We start from the raw sequence: 26,968 nt of genomic DNA, 5'->3' as shown, positions 1-26,968 counted from the left end.
ATGTTTGAGCCAAGCAGGGCGGGCGTTTCAGCCGGATCGGCCGCCGCCGCGGCCGGCGCGTGACGGGCGTTCCCGGCCGCGCCGGCGCGGGCGGCGACACGCGGTGCGATGCGTGTCGCCGCGGCGGCGTCAGAAGCGGTCGGCGAGCCCCATCGCCGGGTCGCTGACCGAGTGGCGGCCGGTCTCGAGGCGGCCGGCCACGCGGCGCGAGAAGCTCGCGTCGCTGTCGGCGGTGACGATGAAGTCGTACCAGTGGCCGGTCGAGTCGAGTTTCCAGTGCAGCTCGGCCTGGTCGCCGGCCCGTACCGTGACGGCCCACGTGGTACCGGTACCGCGGCCGTTACCGCGGCCCTGGCCGTTGCCGTCCTCGTCGTCGTGGCCATGACCGTGGCCGTCGTTGCCGCCGCGGCCGGACAGCGGGCCGTAGACCTGGTTCGACTTCACCGTGAAGCGCACCGTGCCGCCGCCGTCGTTGCGCAGCCGCAGGTGGAGGTTACCGCTCGCGCCCGCGTAGCCGACGCGCACTTCCGGCTGCGGCGCGCGGGCGCCGGCGAGGCGGCTCAGGTCGCCGGTGAAGCGGCGGTGATAGCCGTTCGGGCCGAGCACCCACAGGTCATATTTACCGCCGTTGTCGGCGCGCGCGGCCCAGTCGCCGTGCAGCGTCTTGCCCGGCTCGACGATGTAGCGCTGCGGCAGGCGGTCGAGGTGCAGCTTGTCATAGACGTGAAACACGGCGGCGGCGCGGCCCGTGTTCGCGAACTTCAGCGTGACCGTCCCGGCGCCGGCATCGGTGCGCGCGCTCGCATGCAGCTCGTAGGGCAGCGCACGCGACGGGCGCACGCCGGTGGTTTGGGCGGGCAGGGCCGGGGAGGTCGGCGGCACGATCTTCGGCGCGGCCTGCTGCGCGGCGCTCAGCGCGTCGACCTGGCTTTTCGTCGTATGGCCCGCGAGCGTCGGCAGCGGTTCGTTGTTCGGCGAGCGGAAGTTGAATGCGCTCGTCAGGTCGCCGCACACCGCGCGGCGGTACGCGCTGATCTGCGGCTCCGCGACGCCGAAGCGCTTCTCGAGGAAGAGCAGCGTCGACGTGTGGTCGAACACCTGCGAGTTGACCCAGCCGCCGCGGCTCCACGGCGACACGACCCACATCGGCACGCGCGGGCCCGGGCCGTACGGACGGCCGTCGCTGGCCGGCTGGCTCGACGTGGCCGGCGTGAAGTCATGGTATTCGGCGGCGACATCGGTATCGCGCAGCGTATGGCCGCCCGCGAGCGTGCCGTCGGCGTTGCGCGACGGCACGGCCGGCGACGGCATGTGGTCGAAGAAGCCGTCGTTCTCGTCGTAGTTCACCAGCAGTACGGTCTTGCTCCACACCTCCGGGTTCGCCGTCAGCGCATCGAGCACGGCCTGCACGTACCAGCCGCCCTGCGCGGGGCTCGACGGCCCCGGGTGTTCGCTGTACGCGGACGGCGGGATGATCCACGACACTTCCGGCAGCGTGCCGTTGCGGATGTCGTCGCGCAACGTTTCGAGAAAGCCGTACGGCATCGTGTTGCCGAAACCCTTCGCGAGCGGGCTCAGCGGATCGTCGATCGCCGGGTCGTAGAACGCGCCGGCTGCCGTCACCGGCTGCGTGATGTCCGTCGACGCGACGTACGCGGGCCGGCGCGCGGCCGGCATCTGCTCGATCGCCGCGCGCCAGTGGCGGAAGCTCATCATCTCGTTGCAGCCGAAGTTGTCGATCAGGCTCTGGTAGACCTTCCAGTTCACGCCGGCCTGCTGCAGCCGGTCGGCATAGGTCGTCCAGGTCCAGCCCTGGCTCGACGGGCCGATGTCGTTGCCGCCGTTGAACTGGTTGTTCAGCGCGGCGATCTTCACGCGGCTGCCGTCGGCCGGGCTGATGCCGTTCGGGCCGTTGGTGCCGCTCCAGTAGAACAGGCGGTTCGCGATCGTGCCCGTGTGCATCCCGCAGTGGTAGTGGTCGCACAGCGTGAACGCATCGGCGAGCGCGCGCTGGAACGACACTTCCGCCGCGTCGTAATAGCCCATCGACAGCGGCGTCTTCGCGTCGGGCCAACGGTTCATCCGGCCGTGATCCCATGCGGCCTGCGCATCGGCCCACGTATGCGGCGTGCCGCCCGCGCGCTGCGCGTTGCCCTGGCTCGCGTCGAGGTGATACGGCGTCACGGTCGTGGCGGGCGTCGCCTTCGTGTACGACTGGTAGAACACGTCGCGGCCGTTCGGCGACGGCACCGCGAAGCGGTCGCCATAGCCTCGCACGCCCTTGAACGTGCCGAAGTAGCTGTCGAACGCTCGGTTCTCCATCATCAGCAGCACGACGTGCTTGACGTCCTTGATGGTCCCCGTTTCATGAAACGCGGGGATCGCGAGCGCGCGGCGGATGCTCGGCGGAAACGCGGACAGCGCGGCGGCGGCGAGGCCGGAAGTGGCGGTCTGCTGAAGGAATTTACGGCGTGACGTCATGGCGTTCGGATCCTGTGATGGTGGGAGCGTTCGTGACTTCGTCTGGGGCGCCCGTGCGTCGTCCCCCCTGGGACGATCCGCGTTGCGTGTGCGTTCGGTGCGCCGGCTGCATGTGGCGGAGGTGCGCGCATCGCGTTCGGCACGCGGTGTCGAGCGAAGGCAGCGGCCGTCGTCGTGATCCCGTGCGCCGCGCGCTCGCGATGCGCGGGGCAGGGTGTCGGTGTCGGCACACACCGGCCCGGCGCATGCCGGGCTGGGCGGCGCCCAGTCTAGGGAGACGACATGACGTCGACGTGATGAAGGCGTGACATCGCATGTCGCGTTTATGACGTTGCGTGCGCAACGATTATCCAAGACGCGATGCGTGATCGAAAAAGGTAAGAAATTACCGGGCGGAACATGCGCGACCGGTCAGAATTTTCCGGATTCCGCTCGAATCCATGGGTCACGTTAGTTGCGGGTGCAACTGGACGCGAGGCGACGTGACACCCATGTTTCAAATGCGTGAAATCGGATAAGCTCGACACATTGCTGCGCACACGCGCAGTCCGCGCCTTCAGCGCGATTTTTCGGAACCGGCCCACCCATGACCGACATCACGATCCGGCACAGCGAGACGCACGACGTCGACGCGATCCGGCAAATCGCCGCGCATCCCGCGGTGTACAGGAATACGCTGCAGTATCCGTTTCCATCGCTCGAGAAATGGCAGAAGCGGCTCGCAAACGCGCACGAGCGCGGCGTGAGCCTCGTCGCCGAAACCGACGGCACGGTGGTCGGCCATCTCGGCCTCGAGTTCGAACCGAATCCGCGCCGGCGCCATGCCGCGGGGCTCGGGATGATGGTCGACGCGGCCCGTCACGGGCACGGCATCGGCAGCCGGCTGCTCGCGGCCGCGATCGACCTCGCGGAAGGCTGGCTGAACCTCACGCGTCTCGAGCTGACCGTATTCACCGACAACCGCGCGGCGATCGCGCTCTACGAGAAGCACGGCTTTCGGATCGAAGGCGAATCGCCGGGCTACGCGTTGCGTGACGGCGTGCATGCATCCGTGTATCACATGGCGCGGATCAAGGGCCGGGAGTGATGCGCGTGCGGACGCGCATGAGATCGCATGCGCCGGTGCGATGCCGCACGTCATATTCATTCGAGAATTCGTTCGTTTTCCACTGGCTTCACGCGTCGTATCGTTGAACGATTTGCCGCCCGTTTCGGCCGGCGTTCGCTTTTCCGATTCGACGCCGGCGTGGCGTTGCCCGCCGCGCCGGCTTCATCGTCGTCGCTTCATGGCCATCGTTTCGCGCGCCGCACTGTCCCGCAACCGTCTCTTTCAACGGAACCCGCTTCGATGAAAACCGCCCTCCGGAATCTGACCGCCGCCTGCCTGTTCGCCACCGCCGCGGGTGCCGCGTTTTCCGCTGCCACGCCCGCCGGCGTTCCGGTGGCGAGCGCATCGTTCGATGGTGCACATTTGCCGCCCGGTATCGCGTGGCAGCACGGCGACGTCGATGCGGCGTTCGCGCTCGCGAAACGCACCGGCAAGCCGCTGCTGCTGTACTGGGGCGCGGTGTGGTGCCCGTCGTGCAACCAGGTGAAGTCGACGATCTTCAGCCAGCAGGCCTTCAAGACGCGCTCGTCGTTCTTCGTGCCCGTGTATCTCGACGGCGATACCGAAAGCGCGCAGAAGCTCGGCGAGCGTTTCAAGGTGCACGGTTATCCGACGATGATCCTGTTCCGCCCGGACGGTACCGAAGTGACGCGGCTGCCGGGCGAAGCCGATCTCGACCGCTATATGCAGGCGCTGTCGCTCGGGATGACGGCGGCCCACCCGGTGCGGCAGACGCTGGCGACGGCGCTGAAGAACGGCGCGTCGCTGACGCCGGACGAATGGCGCCTGCTGGCCGACTATTCGTGGGACACCGACGGCGCGCTGCCGGTGCCGGCCGATCGCGTTGCCGAGACGCTGCAGTCGCTCGCGCAGCGCGCGCGGGCGGCCGGCGCGAAGGCCGAAGCCGCACGCTTCGCGTTGAAGTCGGCGGTGGTCGCCGCATCGGACGATCCGGCGCAGGCCGGTGCGCTCGACAAGGCGGCGCTTGCCGATTCGCTGCGCACCGTGCTGCACGATCCGGTGCTGTCGCGGGCCGATTCGGACGTGCTGGTCGCGGCGCCCGCGCGCGTGGTCGCGTATCTCGGCAGCGACGACGCGCAGCGGGCGAAGCTGCGCGGCGCGTACGACACGGCGCTCGCGCGCCTGTCGACCGACACGACACTGTCGTCGATCGACCGGCTGATGGCATTGCACGGCCGCGTGCTGCTGGCGCGCGACGACGCGCGCAAGGGCGCGCCGCTCGCCGCACCGGCGCTGGCCGATACCGCACGCAAGCAGATCGCCGCGTCGGTGCAGGGCGCCGCGAACGCGTACGAGCGGCAGGCGCTCGTCAGCGAAGGCGCGGACACGCTGACCGACGCGGGGCTGTACGACGAGTCGGATGCATTGTTGAAGGCCGAGCTGCCGCGTTCGTCCACGCCGTACTACTTCATGTCCGGGCTGGCCGCGAATGCGAAGGCGCGCGGCGACAAGGCCGCCGCGCTCGACTGGTATCGCAAGGCATACGACGCGGCGAGCGGGCCGGCGACGAAGCTGCGCTGGGGCGCCACCTACTTTGCGAATGCGGTCCAGCTGGCGCCGGACGATTCGGCACGTATCGAGGCGATTGCCGCGAGTGTGCTCGCGCAGGCCGACAAGACCCGTGACGCGTTCTACGGCGCGAACCTGCGCGCGTTGACCAAGGTCGTCACGCAACTGAACCGCTGGCGCGGCAGCGGCGCGCACGACGCGTCGGTCAGGTCGGTCGTGAAGCAGTTCGATGGCGTATGCGGCAAACTGCCCGCGGGCGATCCGCAGGCAGCGGCATGCGCGAAGCTGATCCAGCCCGTGAAGGCGTAACGACGCAGGGGTGCATCGTCGAGCGGGCCGGAAGCTGGATTACTGGCCCGACTCCGACGACGCGCCGCGGTCGCTGCCGTATCCGGCGTCGTGCTGGCGGGCAATCTTCGCTTCGGCGGACACGATGCTGGCCGGGTAGAACCAGTCGCTCGACTGGAAGCCGGCCTGTTTCAGCGCCTTGACTTCGGCGCGCACCTGCGCGCGCGTCAGCGGCTGGTTCGACTGGGCTTGCGCGGCGAGCGGGGCGGAGATGGCGAGGGTAATGGCAACGGCTTGAATCAGGCGCTTCATGATCGGGACCTCCTGGATTCCGGTGAATCGCTGCACTTCGTTCGTCGAAGCGCCGTGCGACGTTGAACCCAGTGTAGGCCGGAGCACGCGTGCGAAAAATGCGATCGCGCCCAACGCAGTGTTTTGTTGCGGGTAACAATGGGTGTGCGCAGGCGGACGCCGAATCGCGGCGCGGCTGCTGCGCAAGCGCCCGGCGGGTACGGATTCGACCGGGTTTGCGAGCGGGGAAATGAAATCGGACCGGATGCGAATTCCGGAATCTGTTCCGGTTCGCATGCGGTCCGATCCTGAAGCGCAGGTGCGGCGGGAGGCGGCGTACGAAACGCCGCCCCTGGCAGGTACTTACACGAGCCCCGTCGTGTAGTACACGGCGATCACGAAGAACACGGCGAGCGTCTTGATGACGGTGACCGCGAAGATGTCGCGATACGACTCGCGGTGCGTGAGGCCGGTGACCGCGAGCAGCGTGATGACCGCACCGTTGTGCGGCAGCGTGTCCATGCCGCCGCTGGCCATCGCGACGACCCGGTGCAGTACGTCCATCGGAATGTTGGCGGCCTGTGCGCCCTTGATGAACAGGTCCGACATCGCAGCGAGCGCGATGCTCATGCCGCCTGACGCGGAGCCCGTGATGCCCGCGAGCGAGCTGACCGACACGGCTGCGTTGACGAGCGGGTTCGGGATGCTCTTCAGCGCATCGCTGACGACGAGGAAGCCCGGCAGCGCGGCGATCACGCCGCCGAAACCGTATTCCGACGCGGTGTTCATCGCGGCAAGCAGCGCGCCGCCGACGGCGGCCTTCGAACCGGCGGCGAAGCGGTCGCTGACGCGCTTGAACGCGGTCAGCACGACCAGCACGATGCCGAGCAGCAGTGCGGCCTCGACCGACCAGATCGCGACGACCGTCTTGATCGATGCCGTGACCGGCGCATGCACGCCCGGCAGCACGTCCGGCGCGACCGTGTACGACGCGGCGCCGTACCACTGCGGGATCAGCTTCGTGAACGCGAAGTTCGACACGCCGACGAGGATCAGCGGCAGGATCGCCAGTGCGGGATTCGGCAGCGACGTCGCCTCGACGCGCTCCGGCTCGTTGACGAGCGACGTGCCGTAGCCTTCGCCCTTCGCCATGGCCGAACGGCGGCGCCATTCGAGATACGTGAGGCCGACGACGATGATGAACAGCGAGCCGATCGTGCCGAGCGCGGGCGCGGCCCAGGCAGTCGTCTTGAAGAACGTGGTCGGGATGATGTTCTGGATCTGCGGCGTACCGGGCAGTGAATCCATCGTGAACGAGAACGCGCCGAGCGCGATTGCGCCGGGCATCAGCCGCTTCGGGATGTTGCTCTGGCGGTAGAGTTCGGCGGCGAACGGATAGACCGCGAACACCACGACGAACAGCGAGACGCCGCCATAGGTGAGCAGCGCGCATACCGCGACGATCACCGCATTCGCGCGCGAGCGGCCGATGTAGCGGATCGCCGCATGGACGATCGACTCGGAGAACCCGGACAGTTCGATCACCTTGCCGAACACGGCGCCGAGCATGAAGACCGGGAAATACAGTTTGACGAAGCCGACCATCTTCTCCATGAAGATGCCGGAGAAGACCGGTGCGACGGCGGCGGGTTCGGTCAGGAGCACCGCGCCGAGCGCGGCGATGGGCGCGAACAGGATCACGCTGTAGCCGCGATACGCGGCGAACATCAGGAACGCCAGCGCGGCGAGGACGATCACGAAAGACAAGGGAGTCTCCTAATGGCTTTGGTTGTTGTTCGATCGCGCGATGCGCCGCGGACCGGCTCAGGTTCGTGCAGGTTTCGTGCCATCGGCCGGATTGCGCCGCCGGACATGGGTCCGCCGGAGGCTGGCGGGCCCGCGCCGGCCTATGTCTGACGATTCTACATAAAACGTCTCCATCGGGAGACGAAATGGCCGTCCGGCCGACGCGTGAAATCGGGCAGCTCTTTCCCGGACAATGCCTTGCGGCGTGTCTCCGGAGTGAGATAATCCGTCTCGTTCCGGAGACATCCGGTCGAAAATACACGGAGACGAAGACACGATGATGAACGACTGGGCCCGCCTGCCCGTCAACTACGGCGACGTGCTGCGGCGCGCCGCCGAGTCGCTGTTCCGGACCTTCGAGGATTCGAGCGCGGGCACGGTGGTCGTCGATCGCGATGCGCGCGTCGTGTGGATGAACGATCGTTACGCGGCACGCTTCGGCTTCGCCGATCCGCAGCAGGCCGTCGGCCTCGACTGCGAAGCCGTGATTCCGAACAGCCTGATGCGCGAGGTCGTGTCGACCGGGCAGCCGATCCTGCTCGACATCATGGAGACGGGGCGCGAGCCGCTCGTCGTCACGCGCCTGCCGCTGAAGAACGAGGCGGGCGAGACGGTCGGCGCGATCGGTTTTGCGCTGTTCGACCAGTTGAAGACGCTCACGCCGATCATTTCCCGCTATGCGCAGCTTCAGCAGCAGCTGATCGCGACGCAGCGTTCGCTCGCGCAGGCGCGCCGCGCGAAATACACGTTCGCGAGTTTCGTCGGCACGAGCGCCGCGAGCCTCGAAACCAAGCGTCAGGCGCGGCGGGCCGCGCAGGTCGATTCGCCGGTGCTGCTGCTCGGCGAGACGGGCACCGGCAAGGAACTGCTCGCGCACGCGATCCACGCGGCGTCGGCGCGTGCGCTCCAGCCGCTCGTGACGGTCAACGTCGCTGCGATTCCCGATACGCTGCTCGAAACCGAATTCTTCGGCGCGGCGCCCGGCGCGTATACGGGCGCCGACCGCAAGGGGCGCGTCGGCAAGTTCGAGCTGGCCGATCGCGGCACGCTGTTTCTCGACGAGATCGGCGACATGCCGCTGCCGTTGCAGGGCAAGCTGCTGCGTGTGCTGCAGGACAAGGAGTTCGAGCCGGTCGGCTCGAACCGCATCGTGCGCGCGGACGTCCGGATCATCGCCGCGACGTCTGCTGACTTGCCGGCGCTCGTCGCGGCCGGGCGTTTTCGCGCGGACCTCTATTACCGGCTGAACGTGCTGACGATCCATGCGCCGCCGCTGCGCGAGCGCGCATCCGACATCGCGGCGCTCGTCTACGCGACGCTCGAGGAACTGGCCGCGCAGCACGGGCGCGCCGCGCATTGCGAACTGACCGACGATGCGCTGCGGATGCTGTGTGCGTATCCGTGGCCCGGCAACGTGCGCGAGTTGCGCAATACGCTCGAACGCGCGCTGATGCTGTCGGATCGTTCGGTGATCGATGCACGCGCGCTCGCGCCGTTTCTCGGGCCGGTGCGCCTTTCGCCGGACGGCGCGGCGGCCGCGCAGCGGGTGACCGCGACGCCGGTCGAGCCGCGCGCGGGCGATGCATCGGGTACATCCGACGCGCCGGTCGCGTCGTATGCCGAAGCGTTGGCGGCGTGGGAGCGCCAGTTCCTGACCGATGCGCTGGCGGCCTGTGACGGGAAGGTCGTCGAGGCAGCCGCGCGCATCGGGATCGGCCGTGCGACGCTTTACAAGAAGCTGGCGGCGCTGGGCATCGACCGGTAGGCCGATCGGCGATGGCGATCCGGCCGGACGTGAGGCATCGAACAGGAGAGCACGATGAAGCGGATCGGTATCGCAGGGTGGCTGACCATGTTGCTGGCGACTTCCGCGCTCGCGCAGTCCGGCGACGCCGACGCGCCGGAGGCGCGGCGCAACTGGTACAACGATCCGTTCGTCGCGTTGTCTCGGGACGTGGCTGAATGCCCGCTGCCGCTTGGCCCGTGGATGACGCACGCCGAGATGTCGGACGACGCGCATTACCGCGCCGAGCGCGGCACGACCTGCTGGCTCGCCCACCGCTGCACGAAGCCGAACTCGTATATGTATGACGCGTCGATCGCCGATGCCGCGAAGGCGCATTTCGCCGGTTCGGATCGCCTGCGCGGCACGAGCCTGTGGATCACCGTGCAGCGACGTTTCATCTACGTGGAAGGATGCGCGGAGACGGCGTTCGATCGCCAGGCGCTGCAGCGCGAATTCGAGGCGCTTCCGGACGTCGAGCAGGTTTTCGTTCGCATCACCGACGATCCGCGCCGGAGCTTGCCGTACAAGGCGCGTGGGCAGCCGGACCGTGTGCCGAACTGACGGGGGAAGGGCCGCGCATGGCATACTCGCGACATTCAAAAAAAGGTTGACGGGAAGAACAATGAAACACATGCTTGCGTCGGTCTGTCGGCGGTCTCGGGCGGCCGCATTGTTGGCTCTGGTTGCCGGGCTCGGCGGGTGTGGCGGCAGCGCGCCGCTGTTCACGTCGGACGGGCGTCCGACGACGCAGGTGCAATGCACCGGCAGCGACTGGAGCAATTGCACGGACAATGCCCGGGCGATGTGCAACGGGGATTTCGAAGTGATCCAGCAATCGACGGATGACGCCGTGCGAAATCTTCTCTTCGCATGCAAGAAGAAGAGCGGTTATTGATCCCGAAATGACCGGCTGAGGAGACCACGATCGGGCGAAGCGCTTTTCTGTTTGCTTGGTGTTACCTATCTTTCACGAATAACACTCACGGAGTCCCATCCATATGGCGACCTACAGGCAACTGTCCGTACAGCTCGAACGGCTTCAGCAAAAGATCGACAAGGAACGTGAAAAGGCGATTGCCGACGCGATTGCCGAAATCCGCGCGAAAATCGAGGAATACGACATTACGCCGGAGGAGCTCGGTTTTCGTCCGATAGGGTCCGCCGTCGCTGCCGCCGCGAAGCCGAAGCGGTCGCTGCCGCCGAAGTACCTGAATCCGAAGACCGGCGAAACGTGGAGTGGCCGCGGGCGGGCGCCGACCTGGCTTGGCAAGAATCGCGCGCGTTTCCTGATCAAGGACTGACTCCCGAAAATCCTCACCTTTGGTGTGCCGGCTGACGGTGCGAATGGCCATGCGGCTGTCGCACCGTTTTGTTTTTGCGCAGTCGCCATGCGATTTTCCCTGGCGAGTGGATGCGCAATGCCGCGCAATTAACGGATCCCGTTTTGCGAATTCGCCGCGATTCGGCCGTATATCGCGGCGAATTCCCGTAAACAAACGTGCAATTACGCCGCGCATGCGCATTGGCATTCGCGATTTTCGCGGTGCATGCGTGCCGTGGATTCTCATCACCTTTCGCGTGTTCGCGTGCTGCGTCGTGCAAATCCCGAAGATACTCACCATGGCTCCTGTAAATCCTCACCTTTGAGCAAGTGGCCGCAGCATCGTGCCGCGTTGTCTGCACCGTGCGGCGATGCATTGCCGTGTGTGTTGCCGATCCATGGTGCGGGCGTTGACGCTTGTCGAATAGTCAGCCGTTCGGCATATAGGCAGCCGCATGCGCTTCGCCTATGCTTGGGGTTCGCGTCGATCGGCGCACGGCCTCTCGGGCCGGATGCCGATCGTGTCGTCTTTCGTCACCGCAGGGAGCCGATGTGACCGTTCGCCATCTCGATGCGTTGTTCCAGCCCAAGTCCGTTGCAGTCGTCGGCGCGTCGTCGCGTGCGGGCAGTATCGGCGCGATGGTGTGGTCGCGCGTGCTCGACGGCGCATTCCAGGGGCCCGTGTGGCCCGTCAACCCGAAGTATCGCGAGTTGAACGGGCATGCAGTCGTGTCGGACGTCGACCGGCTGCCAGCGGCGCCGTCGGTTGCCGTGATCTGCACGCCGCCCGCAACCTGGGCCGGCATCGTGCGCAAGCTCGGCGAGCTCGGCACGCGCGTCGCGGTGATCGTCGGCGAGGCGCGCACGGATGCCGATCGCGCCGCGGTCGATCGCACGCTGAAGGCGGCGAAGCCGTTCGTGCTCCGTATCGTCGGGCCCGGTAGCCTCGGTGTGTTGTCTCCAGCGCGGCATGCGCATTTCGGTGCGCCGGCGTATACGGCGCGATCGGGCGGCGTCGCGTGGGTGTCGCAATCGAACGCCCTGACGAACGCGGTGCTCGGCTGGGCCGATGCGCGCGGCCTCGGTTTTTCGCATGTCGTCGCGCTCGGCAGCGAGTCCGACGTCGATGCGGGCGACGTGCTCGATTATCTGGCGAGCGATCCCGGCACGCGCGCGATCCTGCTCGAACTCGATACCGTGCGCGCCGCGCGCAAGTTCATGTCGGCCGCGCGTGCGGCTGCACGCAACAAGCCGGTCCTCGCGTTGCGCACCGGGCGTGCCGATCCCGGCGATGCACTCTATACGGCCGCGTTCCAGCGTGCGGGCATGGTGCGTGTCGATGCGCTCGACGATCTGCTCGACGAGATCGAGACGCTTGGCGTCGGCCGCGTTACCGCGCGTGGCGCGGCGACGCTCGTTACCAGCGATGCAGGTGTCGCGAAGCTGGCGGTCGATGCGGTCGCGGAGGTACGCGTCGCGCTGGCCGACTGGTCGCCGGCGGCAACGTCGGCCGTGTCGGCCGCGCTGCCGCATCTCGCGGCGCCCGGCAATCCGCTGACGCTGGGCGACGATGCACGCCCCGAGCACTTTGCCGCGGCGATCAAGGCGCTTGCGCCGTTCCCGCAATCGGGCACGCTGTTCGTCGTCCATTCGACATCCCACAGTGCGCCGGCCGAGTCGGTTGCGCGCACGCTGATCGACTCGCGGCAGTACGCGCATCGCGGCATCCTCGCGTGCTTCTTCGGTGCGGTCGACGCGGCCACGCGCGATGCGCTGCACGCGAACGGCATTCCGGTTCATACGACACCGCAGCGGCTCGCGCGCGCGTATGCACGTCTCGTCGACTACAACCTCGGGCGGCAACTGCTGATGCAGACGCCCGAAGGCACGCCGCCGCAGCCGGCCGAATGCGTCGCGTCGGCGCAGGCTGAAGCGCGCCGAATGGTCGAAGCCGGCCAGCATGAACTGGCCGGCGACGCCGCGTTGCGCTGGCTGGCCCATTTCGGCCTGCATGGTGAGCAGGCTGCCGAGCCGGTCGGCAAGAAAGTGGTCGATGTCACGGTCGACATGTACGACGATTCGAACTTCGGTCCGGTGTTTCGCTATGCCGTGCCGCCTGCGGACGGCGTCTCGGCGCCATTCGTCGTCTACGGCCTGCCGCCGTTGAATACCGTGCTCGCGCGCGCGGTGATGGAGCGCTCGCCGTATGCGCGCAGCACGCCCGTCGAGCCGACGCTCGACGCGTTGACGGCGTTGTCGCAGGTCGTGTGCGACGTGCGCGAAGTCGTCGCGCTGTCGGTCACGCTGCGCGTGCTGTCCGACGGCGCGCGCGTGATCGCGCCACGCATCACGCTGGCCACGGGTCGCAGCCGGCTCGCGATCATGCCGTATCCGCGGCACCTCGAACAGACGTTCGAGTGGCGCGGCGAGACGGTGACGATTCGCCCGATCCGTCCGGAAGACGAGGCCGCGCACAACGAACTGCTCGGCGCGATGACGCCGGACGATTTGCGGATGCGTTTCTTCGGCGCGGTGCGCAGCTTCGATCATTCGCAGGTGGCGCGCATGACGCAGATCGACTACGACCGTGAGATGGCTTTCATCGTGTCGTTCACCGATGTGTCGGGGCGCGACCACACGCTCGCGGTGGCGCGCGCGGTCGCCGATCCCGACAACGAGACAGCGGAGTTCGCGATCGCGGTACGCCCCGATCAGAAGGGCAAAGGGCTCGGCAGGCTGATGATGGCTCGCATCATCGACTACGCGCGCTCGCGCGGAACCGCCTGGATGATCGGCGAGGCGCTGCGCGAGAACTCGGCGATGATCTCGCTCGCGAAGTCGTGCGGTTTTGCGGTGTCGACGACGGAGGAGCCTGGCGTCGTGGGCTTCAGGATGAAGTTGCAGCCGTAGCGTTGGCCGGCTGCGCGAAGCCGGGAGGCATCGGTATGCAGGTGGATGTCTCCCGCCATTCGCCGTGTTGCGAACGTATTCACTCAGGAATGCAAAGTATCTGGGCAGGTTTCTGGATGAGGCCCGCGAACGTATCGACTCAGTTTGTCACGCTGATCCAGACCGCGTCCGAAGGGGCTTGCCGAACGCCACGTTACCTCTCCACGCGGCCGTTTTACGCGATGTGTTCAAGCGTTTGCGCCCCGCATTCCGGCGTCACCAATTCGGATCGACCGTAAAGGTGAGATTTTTCGGGAGCTGCAAGTGAGCGTTTCCGGGAACGTGTGGTGAGCCGATACGGGAACATGCGGTGAGCCTTCCCGGGAACGGCCGGTGAGTCCCTGCGGGAGCCGCTGGTGAGCCTTTCCAGGACACATCGGTGAGCGCTTGCGGGAGCATCCGGTGAGGACATTCGGGAGGCGTTGGTGAGCGTCTCCGGGAGCTTGAGGTGAGCTTGTTCGGGAGGTGTCGGTGAGCGCTTTCGGGAAGCTGAGGTGAGACTTTTCGGGATCAGGCGGAGGCGTTGCTCCCGGGAGCGCGGCGCCAGCCAATGCGGGCGTCACGCCGGGGTTCGGGCACGCATGAACCGTGCCCGAGGCCCCATTTATGCGGCGAGTTTCGACGCTGCGTCGTTCACCTGATCGCGCGAAATCGCGAGTTCCTCGAGGTGCGGATCGGCATAGACGGCGCCGGTTTCGCGCTCGAGGCGGGCGATCGTCAGCGCACAGCGTGCGGTGTCTTTCGGCATCGCGATGAAGCGCTTGACCGACTCGCCGGACGTGAATGCGTCGAACAGCGCGCCGCGCACGTCGTCCGGAAGCGTTTTGGTCCACTGGTACGGCTTGCCGTTGAACGTGATCGACGGCGGCAGCGTGCGTTCCTTCTTGGTCGCCGTGATGAGCCCGTAGGTGCGGGCCGCGTCGCCGATCTGCTCGGGCGAGAAGAGTTCGTCGGGCGTGATGTCGAACTGCTCGATGTAGTTTTCGATCGCCTGCATTGCGGCGGCACGATCGTCGCGCTTCTGCTGCGCGCGCGCGACGATATCGCGCAGCTCGTCCGCTTCGTCGGGCGTGATCGTGAAGCTTGCCTGCTTCTGCTGAAGTTCGGAGAAACGCTGGAATTCTTGATCGTTCAGAAGTTTGGCCATGACATCCATCGGACACGACGGCCGCGACAACCGGCCGTCGTAGTTTTTGAGAGGGCCGCTATTTTAGCGTAGCGCCGCGGGCGCACGATATGGCACCGCATACGCGCATCGTGCGGGCATCGCGCGAGCAGCGCGTGCAACCAGGGGCGGCGCCGCTGCGCCGCGCCCGGTGTGCTTCGTGGAGGAGTCTGCCGGTCAGCAGATCTCGGTGCGGCCCATCGACAGATCGGCGGCCGTGTTACGCAGCCCTTCGACGACGTGGTCGACGGACGGGGCCGTGTGCGCGTCGATCCGGCGCATGAACGGGCAGGTCAGCACCGCGATCGCATGGCCGGACGGCCCGAGGATCGGCGCGGTCAGGTCGGTCACGCCATAGGCCTGGCGGCTGTCCTGGCGCAGGTAGCCATCCTGCCGGATGGACTGGCACGCATACGCGAGTTCCTGCTCGTTCAGCGGTGCCTCGCCCTTGACCTTGCGATGCTCGGTCAGCATGTGCGCGCGCTGCTCGGGGCCCTGGAACGACAGCATCACGCGTCCCGACGCCGTATCGGCGAGCCCGACGCGCGAGCCGAGCCGGACCGACACGCCCCACGAGCCGGGGCCGTCGACCTGGGCGATCACGAGCAGGTTGCCGCGATCGTAGACGGACAGGTGGCACGACTGTTCGGCCGCATCGGCGAAGCGCTGCATCGGCGGCAGCGCTTCGGCAATCAGCCGGTTCATCGGTGGATGCCGGTGCGCGAGCGCGAACAGCTTGAGGCTGAGCATGTAGCGATCGCCGCCGGTCGAGCGCATCACGTAGCGGCGTGCGACGAGGCGTTCGAGCATCCGGTAGATCTCGCTCGCGTTGCGGCCGAGTTCCTTCGTGATCTCAGTGCGGGTGAGTCCTTCTTTCTGCTCGGACAGGAGTTCGAGAATGTCGAGTCCCTTGTCGAGCGCGGGGGCGCGATACCGGTCGATAGCGGCCATCGATTCCCGAGCGTCGCAGCCGGGAAGCGGGTCGTTGGTTGTCTGCATTGTCGGTGTGAGGTTGGGGATTACCGTCGATCGGCTGGCGACGCACGCTGGCCGGTTCTGCACGCGCATAGGGCGGGCCCGCGTATGGCGATGAAAGCCATTCGTGCGAGCTTAGCAATAAACATACAGTGTGCAATGCAGCGTCTTTTTACCGATCGTTACCGGATAAGAACGGATTGGCAAACGTTCCCGATGACAGGGGCACCCCGAATATCCAGTATTCATGGTCTGATGGCAGGCGATGCCGGCCGTCCCGACCGGTCGGTCCATGCACGAGCATCCAATGCTGCGCCGCAGCGTCTGCGGGTGCACCAATAGTCGGTATCCGTCGCGTGTCATTTCACGGCGCGCGGCCGATGGTACAAAGGCTGGCGGGCCAACGACGGCACGGCCGCGCGTGAAGCCGGCCGGCATGGGCCGGCACGCGTCGCGGGTGCCGGGCCGTCGTCGCCGATGCGCAGACCGGCGGCCGCCCGTTCGATGCGCGCCGTACTGTTCGTGCGGCGCCGCGATCGCTGCGCCCGCGCGACCCTCGCGCGTCGAACCGCCCGCCGGATGCGGTATCGACGCGCGCAATCGACGATCGACAATCAGTCCGGCGCGCGGCCGCAAAAGGTCGCGTCGGCCGGTATCCTGTCCCATTCGACAACAGAGGTTGAGCACGATGAAACTGCTTCGCTATGGCCCGTCCGGCCAGGAAAAGCCCGGTATTCTCGACGCGGACGGCCGGATTCGCGACCTGTCCGCGCACGTGCCGGATCTTGCCGGCGATGTGCTGTCCGACGCGGGTCTCGCGCGACTGCGCGCGATCGATCCGGCCACGCTGCCGCTCGTATCCGGCGAGCCGCGCATCGGCGCGTGCGTCGGGCACGTCGGCAAGTTCATCGGTATTGGCCTGAACTATGCCGATCACGCGGCCGAAGCCGGCATGCCGGTGCCGAAGGAGCCGGTCGTGTTCGGCAAGTGGACGAGTTCGATCTGCGGCCCGAACGACGGCATCGACATCCCGAAGGGTTCGGTCAAGACCGACTGGGAAGTTGAGCTGGGCGTCGTGATCGGCGCCAAGTGCAAGGACGTCGCCGAAGCGAACGCGCTCGATTACGTTGCGGGCTATTGCGTCGTCAACGACGTGTCCGAGCGCGAATGGCAGATCGAGCGCGGTGGCCAGTGGGACAAGGGCAAGGGTTTCGACACGTTCGGCCCGATCGGCCCGTGGCTCGTCACGCGTGACGAAGTGCCCGATCCGCAGCGTCTCGACCTGTGGCTCGAGATCGACGGTCACCGTTATCAGAACGGCAACACGCGCACGATGGTGTTCACCGTCGCGCAGTTGATTGCCTATCTGTCGACCTGCATGACGCTGCAGCCGGGCGACGTGATCACGACCGGCACGCCGCCGGGCGTCGGCATGGGTATCAAGCCGTCGCCGGTGTTCCTGAAGGCCGGCCAGATGGTGCGCCTCGGGATCGAAGGGCTCGGCGAGCAGTTGCAGCACACGCGCGGCGCGCAGTAACTGGTCGCCAGGCACTAAAACCAAGGGCCCGATTCCGCACCGCGCGGAATCGGGCCCTTGGCATTTGTACGCGGTGCGCCATCACACGATGTTGTCCAGTTCGCAATGCGCTTCCAGCCGATATCCGTCGGGATCGACGACGAACGCCGCGTAATAGCCGGGGCCGTAGTGTTCGCGCTTGCCTGGCCCGCCATTGTCCTGGCCGCCATGCTCCAGCGCCGCACGGTAGAACGCGTCGACCTCGACCGGCGAAGCCGCCTTGAACGACAGGTGCAACCCCGAGTCGGGATCGGCGGCGATGGGGCGCGCCGCGTGCTGCAACCACAGTTCCGGCTCGGTCGTGCCGTACCCGATGGAGCCGTCGTCGCTGTACAGCCGCTTGTAGCCGAGTGCGCCGAGCGCGTTGTCGTAGAAGGTGCGGCTGCGGCCGATGTGGGCAACGCCGAACGAAAGGTGATCGATCATCTGTGGCTCCTTGGACTGAAGGGGGGACGTCAGTACGGCAAACCTGCCTACAAGCACCATGCCAGCCGCTTGTAGCGCAGCGCGCCGAGCGTGCTGTCGTGGAACGCGCGGCTGCGGTCGTTGTGGATAACTCGGAAGGAAAGGTGATCGATCATCTGTGTCTCCTTGAACTGAAAGGGCGCAGTGCCGTGAACCTGGTTTTAACCACCATGCTGGTTATGTTAGAAAGCGTCCGGAAGCTTGTCAACCGGCATGATGGTTAGATACGATCGCGTCATGAGCAAAACGCAACCTTCCGTCACGATGGACTGCCTGATTCCGGCGCCGCCCGAAACGCTGGGCATCGATTTCATGAACACGCTGTACTGGCGCGGCAGCGATCCGCCGACGGAAACCTTCGGCACGATAGACGACCTGCTGGCGTGGTGCCGCGAGCACGCAGGCGTGCCGGCCGGCCTGGCGGAAGCATGTCGTACAGGTGGCGTGAAGGAAGGCGAGCCGGCGATGCTGGCGCGAGCGCTCGCGTTGCGCGAGGCGCTGTATCGGCTCTTTCATGCGCAGGCCGAGCAACGCGAGCCGCACGCCGACGATCTCGCGTTGCTGAGCGGGTTTCTGGCGGAAGCGTCGCCGCGTGTCGCGCTGGCGCGCATCGACGGCGGCTATGCGTGGCGGATCGACGCGTCAGGCGCCACGCTCGCGGGGCTGCTGAGCCCGGTGCTGTGGTCGGCGATCGACCTGCTCGGCGGCGCGCGGCTCGCGAAGGTCAAGCGCTGCGCGAACGATGCGTGCCAGTGGCTGTTCATCGACGACAGCAAGAACGGCAGTCGCCGCTGGTGTTCGATGTCGTCGTGCGGCAATCGCGCGAAGGCGTACCGCCACTATCACAAGGCCGACTGACGGGCCGGCCGCGCGCCGGACCTATTTCGCCGACAGCTTCCGCCACAGCGTCGTCTTGCTGATGCCGAGCATCGCGCATGCGCGGTCGCGGTCGCCGCCGCACGCGTCGAGCACCGCGCGGATCTCGTCGGCTTCCGCGCGGCGGCGGCGTGCGTGCAGTGTCTGCGCGTCGTCGGAGTCGGCCGTGTCGGGCGGCGCGGCGAACAGTTCGGGCGCGATTGCCTGCAGCGCGTCGGAATCGAGCGCGCCGCACGCAGCCGCGGGATCGTTTTCATCGGCTGCTTCGGCGAGTTCCACCGCGATCCGCTCGATCACGTTCTGCAGTTCGCGCACGTTGCCGGGCCACCGGTAGCGCGCGAGCGTCGCACGGGTTGCCTCGAGCACGCGCGCGGCATCGCCGGCATCGCGCAGGCGTTCCGCGAGGCGCGATTCGCGGCGCGCGGCTTGCACGAGCAGCGTCGCGGCGAGCGCGGGGATGTCGGCCGCGCGCTCGCGCAGCGGCGGCAGGCCGACGTTCAGAATGTTGAGCCGGTAATAGAGATCCGCACGGAACGTGCCGGCCTCGACGGCCGCGAGCAGCGGACGGTGTGTCGCGGCGATCACGCGCACGTCGATGCGGATCGGCTCGGTCGAGCCGAGGCGGATCACCTCGCGCTCCTGCAGCACGCGCAGCAGCCGGCTCTGGAGCGACGGCGGCATCTCGCCGATCTCGTCGAGAAACAGCGTGCCGCGATGCGCGGCTTCGAACAGGCCGGTCTTGCCGCCGCGCCGCGCGCCAGTGAACGCGCCTTCCTCATAACCGAACAGCTCGCTTTCGAGCAGCGCTTCCGGAAACGCGCCGCAGTTGACCGCGACGAACGGGTAGCTGCGCCGCGCGGACAGCGCGTGCAGGCTCTGCGCGATCATTTCCTTGCCGGTGCCGCTTTCGCCGAGCACGAGCACGGTCGCGTCGGATTTCGCGTAGCGGCGCACGAGGTCGCGCACGCGCGTCATCGGCGCGGAGGCGCCGACCACGTCGTCGAGTGCATAGCGCGCGGCGAACTGCTGCGTGGTCGGCTGCGAACGCAAGGCGCGATCGAGCCGTTCGACCGCGCGCGATTCCTGGAACGTCAGCACGCTGCCCGAGGTGACGCCGCGATCGACGAGCGGCCCGCGATGCACGACGTAACGCACGCCGCGCACGGTTGCGAGCGCGTCGCCGTCCTCGCCGCGCAGCGTACGCAGCTCGGGCCGCAGGTCGACGAGTGCACGGCCCACGGCCGCCGCAGGTTCGACCCCGAGCGCCGACGCGAGCCGCTCGTTGATCGCCTCGATGCGGCCGCGCGCATCGAGCGCGACCACGCCGTCGCGCAGGTGCTGCAGCAGGTTGTCGAGCCGCTGGCGGCGGAATGCCTCGGCGTGCGTCGCGTATGCGACTTCGAGCGCCGTATCGACGGCCTTGCGTACCGACGCATGCGAATACAGGAACACCGCGCCCATGCCGGCGCTGGCCGCGAGGTCGGTAACGAGGCCGGGGCCGACGATCGTCTCGATGCCGCGGTCGCGCAGGTCGTGCACACAGGCTTCCGCTTCCTGCGCGGACTGATATGACGCAAACTGCACGTCGAGGCCGTACGCGGCGACGAAGCGGCGCACTTCGGGCGGCGTTTCCCCGGCGCTGACGAGCGCGATCCGCGACGCGTCGCGCCGGGCGCGCGCGAGCGCCTGCATCACGTCGAAGCCGGTCGGCGATACCACCACGACCGGCACCTGCGCACGCGTCTTCAGGAAGGCGCCGTTCGAGCCGGCTGCGACGATCACGTCGGGCCGCGCGGCGCCGGCCTCGGCGATCGCGCTGAGCGCATCCTCATAGGCGCGCGTCACGATGCGCACGTCGGCGCGTTCGTCGAATTCGCCGGCGATCTCGCGAAAGAGCTCGCGCAGGCGGCTGATGCCCATCGCCCAGATGCGCGGGCGCGCCGCGCGATCGGCCGGGCCGGCAGGCTTGGTCGAGGAGAGGTCCATGACGATCGATTATGCGCGTGCGATTTCATTTTTGAAACATGAAATTGCCGAATTGAAATCGCAGGGCGCTGTATCGCTCGTGCCGGTTGCTTAAGAATCAGTGGGTTAGCGAGGTTTCGCGAGCTGGCCCGGTCCTTGCTGTTATCGGGCATTCCATCAGGAGGCCGTTCATGAGCAACACGCATCTTCAGAGCGCCGGCGCGAAATTCCGCGCGGCAGTCGCGGCGGAACAGCCGCTGCAGGTGGTCGGCGCGATCACCGCGTACGCGGCCAAGATGGCGCAGGCCGTCGGCTTCAAGGCCGTGTACCTGTCGGGTGGCGGCGTCGCCGCGAACTCGCTCGGGATCCCCGACCTCGGCATCAGCACGATGGAAGACGTGCTGATCGACGCGAACCGGATCACCAACGCGACCGACCTGCCGCTGCTGGTCGACATCGATACGGGCTGGGGCGGCGCGTTCAACATCGCGCGCACGGTGCGCTCGTTCATCAAGGCCGGCGTCGCGGCCGTGCACCTGGAAGACCAGGTCGGCCAGAAGCGCTGCGGCCACCGTCCGGGCAAGGAAGTCGTGCCGACCGACGAAATGGTCGATCGCGTGAAGGCCGCGGTCGATGCGCGTACCGACGACCAGTTCGTGATCATGGCGCGTACCGATGCGGCCGCCGCCGAAGGGATCGACGCGGCGATCGAGCGTGCGATCGCTTATGTCGAAGCCGGCGCGGACATGATTTTCCCGGAAGCGATGAAGTCGCTCGACGACTACCGCCGCTTCAAGGCGGCCGTGAAGGTGCCGATCCTCGCGAACCTGACCGAGTTCGGCTCGACGCCGCTGTTCACGCTCGACGAACTGCGCGAGGCGAACGTCGACATCGCGCTGTACTGCTGCGGCGCGTATCGCGCGATGAACAAGGCGGCACTGAACTTCTACGAAACGCTGCGCCGCGACGGCACGCAGAAGGCCGCCGTGCCGACGATGCAGACGCGCGCCGAGCTGTACGACTTCCTCGGCTATCACGAATACGAACGCAAGCTCGACGAGCTGTTCGCGCAGGGCAAGAAGTAACGCGGCCCGCGCGCCGGGACACGGTTCCGGAACGCTTCGCATCGGTCGGGCCCGGCGCCGCGGCGCCGGTTCAACCGACCGATGACACCCCCGATACACATTGGAGAACGGAAACATGAGCGAGACGAAAGACGCAGCAGCACCGGCCGCCGCAGGCGCATTCAAGCCGAAGAAGTCGGTGGCGCTGTCGGGCGTGACGGCCGGCAACACGGCGCTGTGCACGGTCGGCAAGACCGGCAACGACCTGCACTATCGTGGCTACGACATTCTCGACGTCGCCGAATCGTGCGAATTCGAGGAAATCGCGCACCTGCTCGTGCACGGCACGCTGCCGAACCTGACCGAACTGGCCGCGTACAAGACCAAGCTGCGCGCCCTGCGCGGCCTGCCGAGCGCGCTGAAGGTGGCGCTCGAGCAGATCCCGGCGTCCGCGCACCCGATGGACGTGATGCGCACGGGCGTGTCGGTGCTCGGCACCGTGCTGCCGGAGAAGGACGACCACAACCTGCCGGGCGCGCGCGACATCGCCGACCGCCTGATGGCGTCGCTCGGCTCGATGCTGCTGTACTGGTATCACTTCTCACACAACGGCAAGCGCATCGAAACGGAAACCGACGACGACTCGATCGGCGGCCACTTCCTGCACCTGCTGCACGGCAAGACGCCGTCGAAGTCGTGGGTCGAGGCGATGCACACGTCGCTGATCCTGTACGCGGAGCACGAATTCAATGCATCGACGTTCACCGGCCGCGTGATCGCGGGCACGGGCTCGGACATCTACTCGGCGATCACCGGCGCGATCGGCGCGCTGCGCGGGCCGAAGCACGGCGGCGCGAACGAAGTCGCGTATGAGATCCAGAGCCGCTACAGCTCGCCGGACGACGCCGAAGCCGACATCCGCCGCCGCGTCGAGAACAAGGAAGTCGTGATCGGCTTCGGCCACCCGGTCTACACGATCTCCGATCCGCGCAACAAGGTGATCAAGGGCGTCGCGCACAAGCTGTCGAAGGAGGCGGGTGACGTGAAGCTGTTCAACATCGCCGAGCGCCTCGAATCGGTGATGTGGGACGCGAAGAAGATGTTCCCGAACCTCGACTGGTTCAGCGCGGTGTCGTATCACATGATGGGCGTGCCGACCGCGATGTTCACGCCGCTGTTCGTGATCTCGCGCACGTCGGGCTGGAGCGCGCACATCATCGAGCAACGCGTCGACAACAAGATCATCCGCCCGAGCGCGAACTACACCGGTCCGGAAGACCTGCAGTTCGTGCCGATCGAGAAGCGCTGAACGCCCGCCGCGCGCACCGGCGCCCGTGATGCGGGCCGCCGGCGCGCGCGGAACGTCATACCCAGATTCCCGCCCCACATCATGAATACCGCCAACCGCAAACCCCTGCCCGGCACGTCGCTGGACTATTTCGACGCGCGTGCCGCGGTCGACGCGATCGCGCCCGGCGCCTACGACACGCTGCCGTACACGTCGCGCGTGCTCGCCGAAAACCTCGTGCGCCGCTGCGATCCGGCGACACTCGCCGATTCGCTGAAGCAGATCATCGAGCGCAAGCGCGAACGCGATTTCCCGTGGTTCCCGGCGCGCGTGGTGTGCCACGACATCCTCGGGCAGACGGCGCTCGTCGACCTCGCGGGCCTGCGCGACGCGATCGCCGACGGCGGCGGCGACCCGGCGAAGGTGAACCCGGTCGTGCCCGTGCAACTGATCGTCGACCACTCGCTCGCCGTCGAATGCGGCGGCTTCGATCCGGACGCGTTCGCGAAGAACCGCGCGATCGAGGATCGCCGCAACGAGGATCGCTTCCACTTCATCGAGTGGACGAAGAAGGCGTTCGAGAACGTCGACGTGATCCCGCCGGGCAACGGCATCATGCACCAGATCAACCTCGAGAAAATGTCGCCGGTGATCCAGGTCAGCGGCGACGGCGTCGCGTATCCGGACACCTGCGTCGGCACCGACAGCCACACGCCGCACGTCGACGCGCTCGGCGTGATCGCGATCGGCGTCGGTGGCCTCGAAGCCGAGAACGTGATGCTCGGTCGCGCGTCGTGGATGCGCCTGCCCGACATCGTCGGCGTGGAGCTGACCGGCAAGCGTCAGCCCGGCATTACCGCGACCGACGTCGTGCTCGCACTGACCGAGTTCCTGCGCAAGGAAAAGGTGGTCGGCGCGTATCTGGAATTCCGTGGCGTTGGCGCGGCGAGCCTCACGCTCGGCGATCGCGCGACGATCTCGAACATGGCGCCCGAATACGGCGCGACGGCCGCGATGTTCTTCATCGACGGCCAGACGACTGAATACCTGCGCCTCACCGGCCGCAGCGACGAGCAGGTGAAGCTGGTCGAGACCTATGCGAAGGCGGCGGGCCTGTGGGCCGATACGCTCGCCAACGCGCAGTACGAGCGCACGCTGACGTTCGACCTGTCGAGCGTCGTGCGCAACATGGCCGGCCCGTCGAACCCGCACAAGCGGCTGCCGACGTCGGATCTCGCCGCGCGCGGGATTGCCGGCCAGTGGGAAGAGAAGGCGGGCGAGATGCCCGACGGCGCGGTGATCATCGCCGCGATCACGAGCTGCACGAACACCAGCAACCCGCGCAACGTGATCGCCGCGGCCCTGCTCGCGCGCAACGCGAACGCGAAGGGCCTCGTGCGCAAGCCGTGGGTGAAGAGCTCGCTCGCGCCGGGCTCGAAGGCGGTCGAGCTGTATCTGGAAGAAGCGAACCTGCTGCCGGAACTCGAGAAGCTCGGCTTCGGCATCGTCGCGTTCGCGTGCACGACCTGCAACGGGATGTCGGGCGCGCTCGACCCGAAGATCCAGCAGGAGATCGTCGATCGCGACCTGTACGCGACGGCCGTGCTGTCCGGTAACCGCAACTTCGACGGCCGGATCCACCCGTATGCGAAGCAGGCGTTCCTCGCGTCGCCGCCGCTGGTCGTCGCCTATGCGATCGCCGGCACGATCCGCTTCGACATCGAGAAGGACGTGCTCGGTCACGACCAGGACGGCAAGCCCGTCACGCTGAAGGACATCTGGCCGACCGACGAGGAGATCGATGCGATCGTCGCGTCGAGCGTGAAGCCCGAGCAGTTCCGCAAGGTCTACGAGCCGATGTTCGCGCGCAGCGCCGATGCGGGCGAGCGCGCGGCGCCGCTGTACGACTGGCGCGCGCAGAGCACGTACATCCGCCGTCCGCCGTACTGGGAAGGCGCGCTGGCCGGCGAGCGCACGCTGCAAGGGATGCGCCCGCTCGCGGTGCTCGGCGACAACATCACGACCGACCACCTGTCGCCGTCGAACGCGATCCTGCTGGATAGTGCGGCCGGCGAATATCTCGCGAAGATGGGCCTGCCGGAAGAAGACTTCAACTCGTACGCGACGCACCGGGGAGACCACCTGACCGCGCAGCGCGCGACCTTCGCGAACCCGACGCTGATCAACGAGATGGCAGTCGTCGACGGCGCGGTGAAGAAGGGCTCGCTCGCGCGCGTCGAGCCGGAAGGCAAGGTCATGCGGATGTGGGAAGCGATCGAGACGTACATGAATCGCAAGCAGCCGCTGATCGTCGTGGCCGGCGCCGACTACGGCCAGGGCTCGTCGCGCGACTGGGCCGCGAAGGGCGTGCGGCTCGCGGGCGTCGAGGCGATCGCCGCCGAAGGCTTCGAGCGGATCCACCGCACGAACCTGATCGGCATGGGCGTGCTGCCGCTCGAGTTCAAGCCGGGCACGAACCGGACGACGCTCGGCATCGACGGCTCCGAGACCTTCGACGTGATCGGCGAGCGCACGCCGCGCGCCGACCTGACGCTCGTGATTCACCGCAAGAACGGCGAGCGCGTCGAGGTGCCGATGACGTGCCGGCTCGATACGGCCGAGGAAGTGTCGATCTACGAGGCGGGCGGCGTGCTGCAGCGCTTCGCGCAGGACTTCCTCGAATCGTCGCAGGCGGCTTGATCGAGTCACACAGGGATAACGCACACATGGCTCACACTCCTCAAATCAGGATTCCCGCGACCTATATCCGCGGCGGTACCAGCAAGGGCGTGTTCTTCCGGCTGCAGGACCTGCCGGACGCCGCACAGGCGCCGGGCGCCGCGCGCGACGCGCTGCTGCTGCGCGTGATCGGCAGCCCCGATCCGTACGGCAAGCAGATCGACGGGATGGGCGGCGCGACGTCGTCCACCAGCAAGACGGTGATCGTGTCGAAGAGCACGCGGCCCGGCCACGACGTCGACTACCTGTTCGGCCAGGTCGCGATCGACAAGGCCTTCGTCGACTGGACCGGCAACTGCGGCAACCTGTCGGCGGCCGTCGGTCCGTTCGCGATCAGCGGCGGGCTCGTCGATCCGGCGCGCGTGCCGCGCGACGGCATCGCGACCGTGCGGATCTGGCAGGCGAACATCGGCAAGACGATCGTCGCGCATGTGCCGGTCACGAACGGCGCGGTGCAGGAGACGGGCGACTTCGAGCTGGACGGCGTCACGTTCCCGGCCGCCGAAGTGCAGCTCGAATTCATGGATCCGGCCGCCGAGGAAGAAGGCGCGGGTGGCTCGATGTTCCCGACCGGCAACCTCGTCGACGATCTCGCGGTGCCGGGCGTCGGCACGCTGAAGGCGACGATGATCAACGCGGGCATCCCGACGATCTTCGTCGAGGCGGAAGCGATCGGCTATACGGGCACCGAGTTGCAGGACGCGATCAACGGTGATGCGAAGGCGCTCGAGAAGTTCGAGACGATCCGCGCGCACGGCGCGCTGCGCATGGGCCTGATCGATACGCTCGATGAAATCGCGACGCGGCAGCACACGCCGAAGATCGCGTTTGTCGCGAAGCCGGCCGATTATGTCGCGTCGAGCGGCAAGCGCGTGAACGCAGGCGACGTCGACCTGCTGGTGCGCGCGATGTCGATGGGCAAGCTGCATCACGCGATGATGGGCACGGCGGCGGTCGCGATCGGTACGGCCGCGGCGATCCCCGGCACGCTCGTCAATCTGGCGGCGGGCGGCGGTGAACGCAACGCGGTGCGCTTCGGCCATCCGTCGGGCACGCTGCGCGTCGGCGCGGAAGCGCAGCAGCAGGAGAGCGGCGAGTGGACCGTCACCAAGGCGATCATGAGCCGTAGCGCGCGCGTGCTGATGGAAGGCTGGGTGCGGGTGCCGGGCGACGCGTTCTGACGCGCGAACCGGGACGAGCATTGCTTGTCATGATCCCTGCGAAGCGGAATCCGCTGCGCAGGGATTTTTCGTTTGAGGCGCACGTGACGGACGCGATCCGGTGCGCGAAGCACG

20 protein-coding genes are annotated in these 26,968 nt (G+C 67.2%); 13 read left to right on the top strand and 7 right to left on the bottom strand.

The genetic code is table 11. The annotated features are described in order from the left end of the window. Window positions 1-129 precede the first annotated feature (129 nt). Window positions 130-2,481: a phosphocholine-specific phospholipase C gene (locus tag U5809_RS14945; protein ID WP_322087076.1), complete on the bottom strand. Its 2,352-nt coding sequence runs from the start codon at window positions 2,479-2,481 to the stop codon at window positions 130-132. A 586-nt stretch (window positions 2,482-3,067) separates the two neighbouring features. On the opposite strand from U5809_RS14945, the gene U5809_RS14940 reads away from it, so the two are divergent. Together U5809_RS14940 and U5809_RS14935 are read left to right on the top strand one after the other, a co-directional pair. After that, complete coding sequence (locus U5809_RS14940; RefSeq protein WP_322087075.1) at window positions 3,068-3,568, top strand: GNAT family N-acetyltransferase; 501 nt, start codon at window positions 3,068-3,070, stop codon at window positions 3,566-3,568. Between the two features lie 261 nt (window positions 3,569-3,829). Next, window positions 3,830-5,428: a thioredoxin family protein gene (locus U5809_RS14935; RefSeq protein WP_322087074.1), complete on the top strand. Its 1,599-nt coding sequence runs from the start codon at window positions 3,830-3,832 to the stop codon at window positions 5,426-5,428. Window positions 5,429-5,467: 39 nt separating this feature from the next. Here U5809_RS14935 and U5809_RS14930 read toward each other — a convergent pair whose 3' ends face one another. Then, a complete protein-coding gene (locus U5809_RS14930; RefSeq protein WP_282511443.1) occupies window positions 5,468-5,719 on the bottom strand; it encodes a DUF4148 domain-containing protein in 252 nt (83 codons plus the stop codon). Window positions 5,720-6,061: 342 nt separating this feature from the next. Continuing rightward, the gene (locus U5809_RS14925; RefSeq protein ID WP_176047715.1) at window positions 6,062-7,465 is read right to left on the bottom strand and encodes a GntP family permease; all 1,404 of its coding nucleotides are present in this window, start codon (window positions 7,463-7,465) and stop codon (window positions 6,062-6,064) included. Between the two features lie 316 nt (window positions 7,466-7,781). Between U5809_RS14925 and U5809_RS14920 the strand changes: the two genes are divergently transcribed. From U5809_RS14920 to U5809_RS14900, 5 genes are all read left to right on the top strand, one after another. After that, window positions 7,782-9,269, top strand: coding sequence for a sigma-54 interaction domain-containing protein (locus U5809_RS14920; protein WP_322087073.1), 1,488 nt, complete (start codon window positions 7,782-7,784; stop codon window positions 9,267-9,269). A gap of 54 nt (window positions 9,270-9,323) precedes the next feature. Then, a complete protein-coding gene (locus U5809_RS14915; RefSeq protein WP_322087072.1) occupies window positions 9,324-9,851 on the top strand; it encodes a BON domain-containing protein in 528 nt (175 codons plus the stop codon). A gap of 61 nt (window positions 9,852-9,912) precedes the next feature. Next, complete coding sequence (locus U5809_RS14910) at window positions 9,913-10,185, top strand: hypothetical protein (protein ID WP_282508284.1); 273 nt, start codon at window positions 9,913-9,915, stop codon at window positions 10,183-10,185. Window positions 10,186-10,288: 103 nt separating this feature from the next. Then, window positions 10,289-10,591, top strand: a complete 303-nt coding sequence (locus U5809_RS14905; protein ID WP_176047711.1) for an H-NS family nucleoid-associated regulatory protein — start codon at window positions 10,289-10,291, stop codon at window positions 10,589-10,591. 572 nt (window positions 10,592-11,163) lie between these two features. Then, window positions 11,164-13,521: a GNAT family N-acetyltransferase gene (locus tag U5809_RS14900; RefSeq protein ID WP_322087071.1), complete on the top strand. Its 2,358-nt coding sequence runs from the start codon at window positions 11,164-11,166 to the stop codon at window positions 13,519-13,521. A 643-nt stretch (window positions 13,522-14,164) separates the two neighbouring features. Here the strand turns inward: U5809_RS14900 and U5809_RS14895 are convergent. Beyond that, window positions 14,165-14,716: a hypothetical protein gene (locus tag U5809_RS14895; protein WP_034187659.1), complete on the bottom strand. Its 552-nt coding sequence runs from the start codon at window positions 14,714-14,716 to the stop codon at window positions 14,165-14,167. 186 nt (window positions 14,717-14,902) lie between these two features. Then, entirely contained in the window at window positions 14,903-15,724 is an 822-nt protein-coding gene (locus tag U5809_RS14890; RefSeq protein ID WP_322087070.1) for an IclR family transcriptional regulator, read from the bottom strand. A 664-nt stretch (window positions 15,725-16,388) separates the two neighbouring features. Here U5809_RS14890 and U5809_RS14885 point away from each other — a divergent pair. Continuing rightward, on the top strand, window positions 16,389-17,237 hold the full coding sequence (locus U5809_RS14885) for an ureidoglycolate lyase (protein ID WP_282508288.1): 849 nt from the start codon (window positions 16,389-16,391) through the stop codon (window positions 17,235-17,237). Between the two features lie 81 nt (window positions 17,238-17,318). Here the strand turns inward: U5809_RS14885 and U5809_RS14880 are convergent, their stop codons facing one another. Further along, entirely contained in the window at window positions 17,319-17,702 is a 384-nt protein-coding gene (locus U5809_RS14880) for a VOC family protein (RefSeq protein ID WP_282508289.1), read from the bottom strand. A 252-nt stretch (window positions 17,703-17,954) separates the two neighbouring features. Between U5809_RS14880 and U5809_RS14870 the strand changes: the two genes are divergently transcribed. Further along, window positions 17,955-18,599: a CGNR zinc finger domain-containing protein gene (locus tag U5809_RS14870; protein WP_322087069.1), complete on the top strand. Its 645-nt coding sequence runs from the start codon at window positions 17,955-17,957 to the stop codon at window positions 18,597-18,599. A gap of 21 nt (window positions 18,600-18,620) precedes the next feature. On the opposite strand, the gene prpR is transcribed toward U5809_RS14870, so the two are convergent. Next, on the bottom strand, window positions 18,621-20,603 hold the full coding sequence (gene prpR / locus U5809_RS14865; protein WP_322087068.1) for a propionate catabolism operon regulatory protein PrpR: 1,983 nt from the start codon (window positions 20,601-20,603) through the stop codon (window positions 18,621-18,623). 170 nt (window positions 20,604-20,773) lie between these two features. Between prpR and prpB the strand changes: the two genes are divergently transcribed. The 4 genes from prpB to prpF all read left to right on the top strand — a co-directional run bounded on the left by prpB (window position 20,774) and on the right by prpF (window position 26,854). After that, window positions 20,774-21,667: a methylisocitrate lyase gene (gene prpB / locus U5809_RS14860; protein WP_166956116.1), complete on the top strand. Its 894-nt coding sequence runs from the start codon at window positions 20,774-20,776 to the stop codon at window positions 21,665-21,667. 115 nt (window positions 21,668-21,782) lie between these two features. Further along, complete coding sequence (prpC, locus tag U5809_RS14855) at window positions 21,783-22,955, top strand: 2-methylcitrate synthase (RefSeq protein ID WP_166956119.1); 1,173 nt, start codon at window positions 21,783-21,785, stop codon at window positions 22,953-22,955. Between the two features lie 81 nt (window positions 22,956-23,036). Further along, window positions 23,037-25,634 (top strand): Fe/S-dependent 2-methylisocitrate dehydratase AcnD, encoded by a 2,598-nt coding sequence (gene acnD / locus U5809_RS14850; protein ID WP_322087067.1) that lies wholly within the window; start codon window positions 23,037-23,039, stop codon window positions 25,632-25,634. 26 nt (window positions 25,635-25,660) lie between these two features. Then, complete coding sequence (prpF, locus tag U5809_RS14845; protein ID WP_322087066.1) at window positions 25,661-26,854, top strand: 2-methylaconitate cis-trans isomerase PrpF; 1,194 nt, start codon at window positions 25,661-25,663, stop codon at window positions 26,852-26,854. Window positions 26,855-26,968: the final 114 nt, after the last annotated feature.

The organism is Burkholderia sp. BCC1999 (genome assembly GCF_905339975.1).
In the GTDB taxonomy this organism is placed as follows: Bacteria; Pseudomonadota; Gammaproteobacteria; order Burkholderiales; family Burkholderiaceae; genus Burkholderia.
This window is presented reverse-complemented; position numbering and strand designations above follow the sequence as displayed.

Bases quoted from the DNA above. Each gene is read 5' to 3' on its own strand.
- prpF (WP_322087066.1), top strand. From the start codon at position 25,661: ATGGCTCACACTCCTCAAATCAGGATTCCCGCGACCTATATCCGCGGC.
- U5809_RS14930 (WP_282511443.1), bottom strand. From the start codon at position 5,719: ATGAAGCGCCTGATTCAAGCCGTTGCCATTACCCTCGCCATCTCCGCC.
- U5809_RS14935 (WP_322087074.1), top strand. From the start codon at position 3,830: ATGAAAACCGCCCTCCGGAATCTGACCGCCGCCTGCCTGTTCGCCACC.
- U5809_RS14920 (WP_322087073.1), top strand. From the start codon at position 7,782: ATGATGAACGACTGGGCCCGCCTGCCCGTCAACTACGGCGACGTGCTG.
- U5809_RS14895 (WP_034187659.1), bottom strand. From the start codon at position 14,716: ATGGATGTCATGGCCAAACTTCTGAACGATCAAGAATTCCAGCGTTTC.
- prpR (WP_322087068.1), bottom strand. From the start codon at position 20,603: ATGGACCTCTCCTCGACCAAGCCTGCCGGCCCGGCCGATCGCGCGGCG.
- U5809_RS14870 (WP_322087069.1), top strand. From the start codon at position 17,955: ATGATGGTTAGATACGATCGCGTCATGAGCAAAACGCAACCTTCCGTC.
- prpB (WP_166956116.1), top strand. From the start codon at position 20,774: ATGAGCAACACGCATCTTCAGAGCGCCGGCGCGAAATTCCGCGCGGCA.
- prpC (WP_166956119.1), top strand. From the start codon at position 21,783: ATGAGCGAGACGAAAGACGCAGCAGCACCGGCCGCCGCAGGCGCATTC.
- U5809_RS14905 (WP_176047711.1), top strand. From the start codon at position 10,289: ATGGCGACCTACAGGCAACTGTCCGTACAGCTCGAACGGCTTCAGCAA.
- U5809_RS14945 (WP_322087076.1), bottom strand. From the start codon at position 2,481: ATGACGTCACGCCGTAAATTCCTTCAGCAGACCGCCACTTCCGGCCTC.
- U5809_RS14890 (WP_322087070.1), bottom strand. From the start codon at position 15,724: ATGCAGACAACCAACGACCCGCTTCCCGGCTGCGACGCTCGGGAATCG.
- U5809_RS14880 (WP_282508289.1), bottom strand. From the start codon at position 17,702: ATGATCGATCACCTTTCGTTCGGCGTTGCCCACATCGGCCGCAGCCGC.
- U5809_RS14915 (WP_322087072.1), top strand. From the start codon at position 9,324: ATGAAGCGGATCGGTATCGCAGGGTGGCTGACCATGTTGCTGGCGACT.
- U5809_RS14910 (WP_282508284.1), top strand. From the start codon at position 9,913: ATGAAACACATGCTTGCGTCGGTCTGTCGGCGGTCTCGGGCGGCCGCA.
- U5809_RS14940 (WP_322087075.1), top strand. From the start codon at position 3,068: ATGACCGACATCACGATCCGGCACAGCGAGACGCACGACGTCGACGCG.
- U5809_RS14885 (WP_282508288.1), top strand. From the start codon at position 16,389: ATGAAACTGCTTCGCTATGGCCCGTCCGGCCAGGAAAAGCCCGGTATT.
- acnD (WP_322087067.1), top strand. From the start codon at position 23,037: ATGAATACCGCCAACCGCAAACCCCTGCCCGGCACGTCGCTGGACTAT.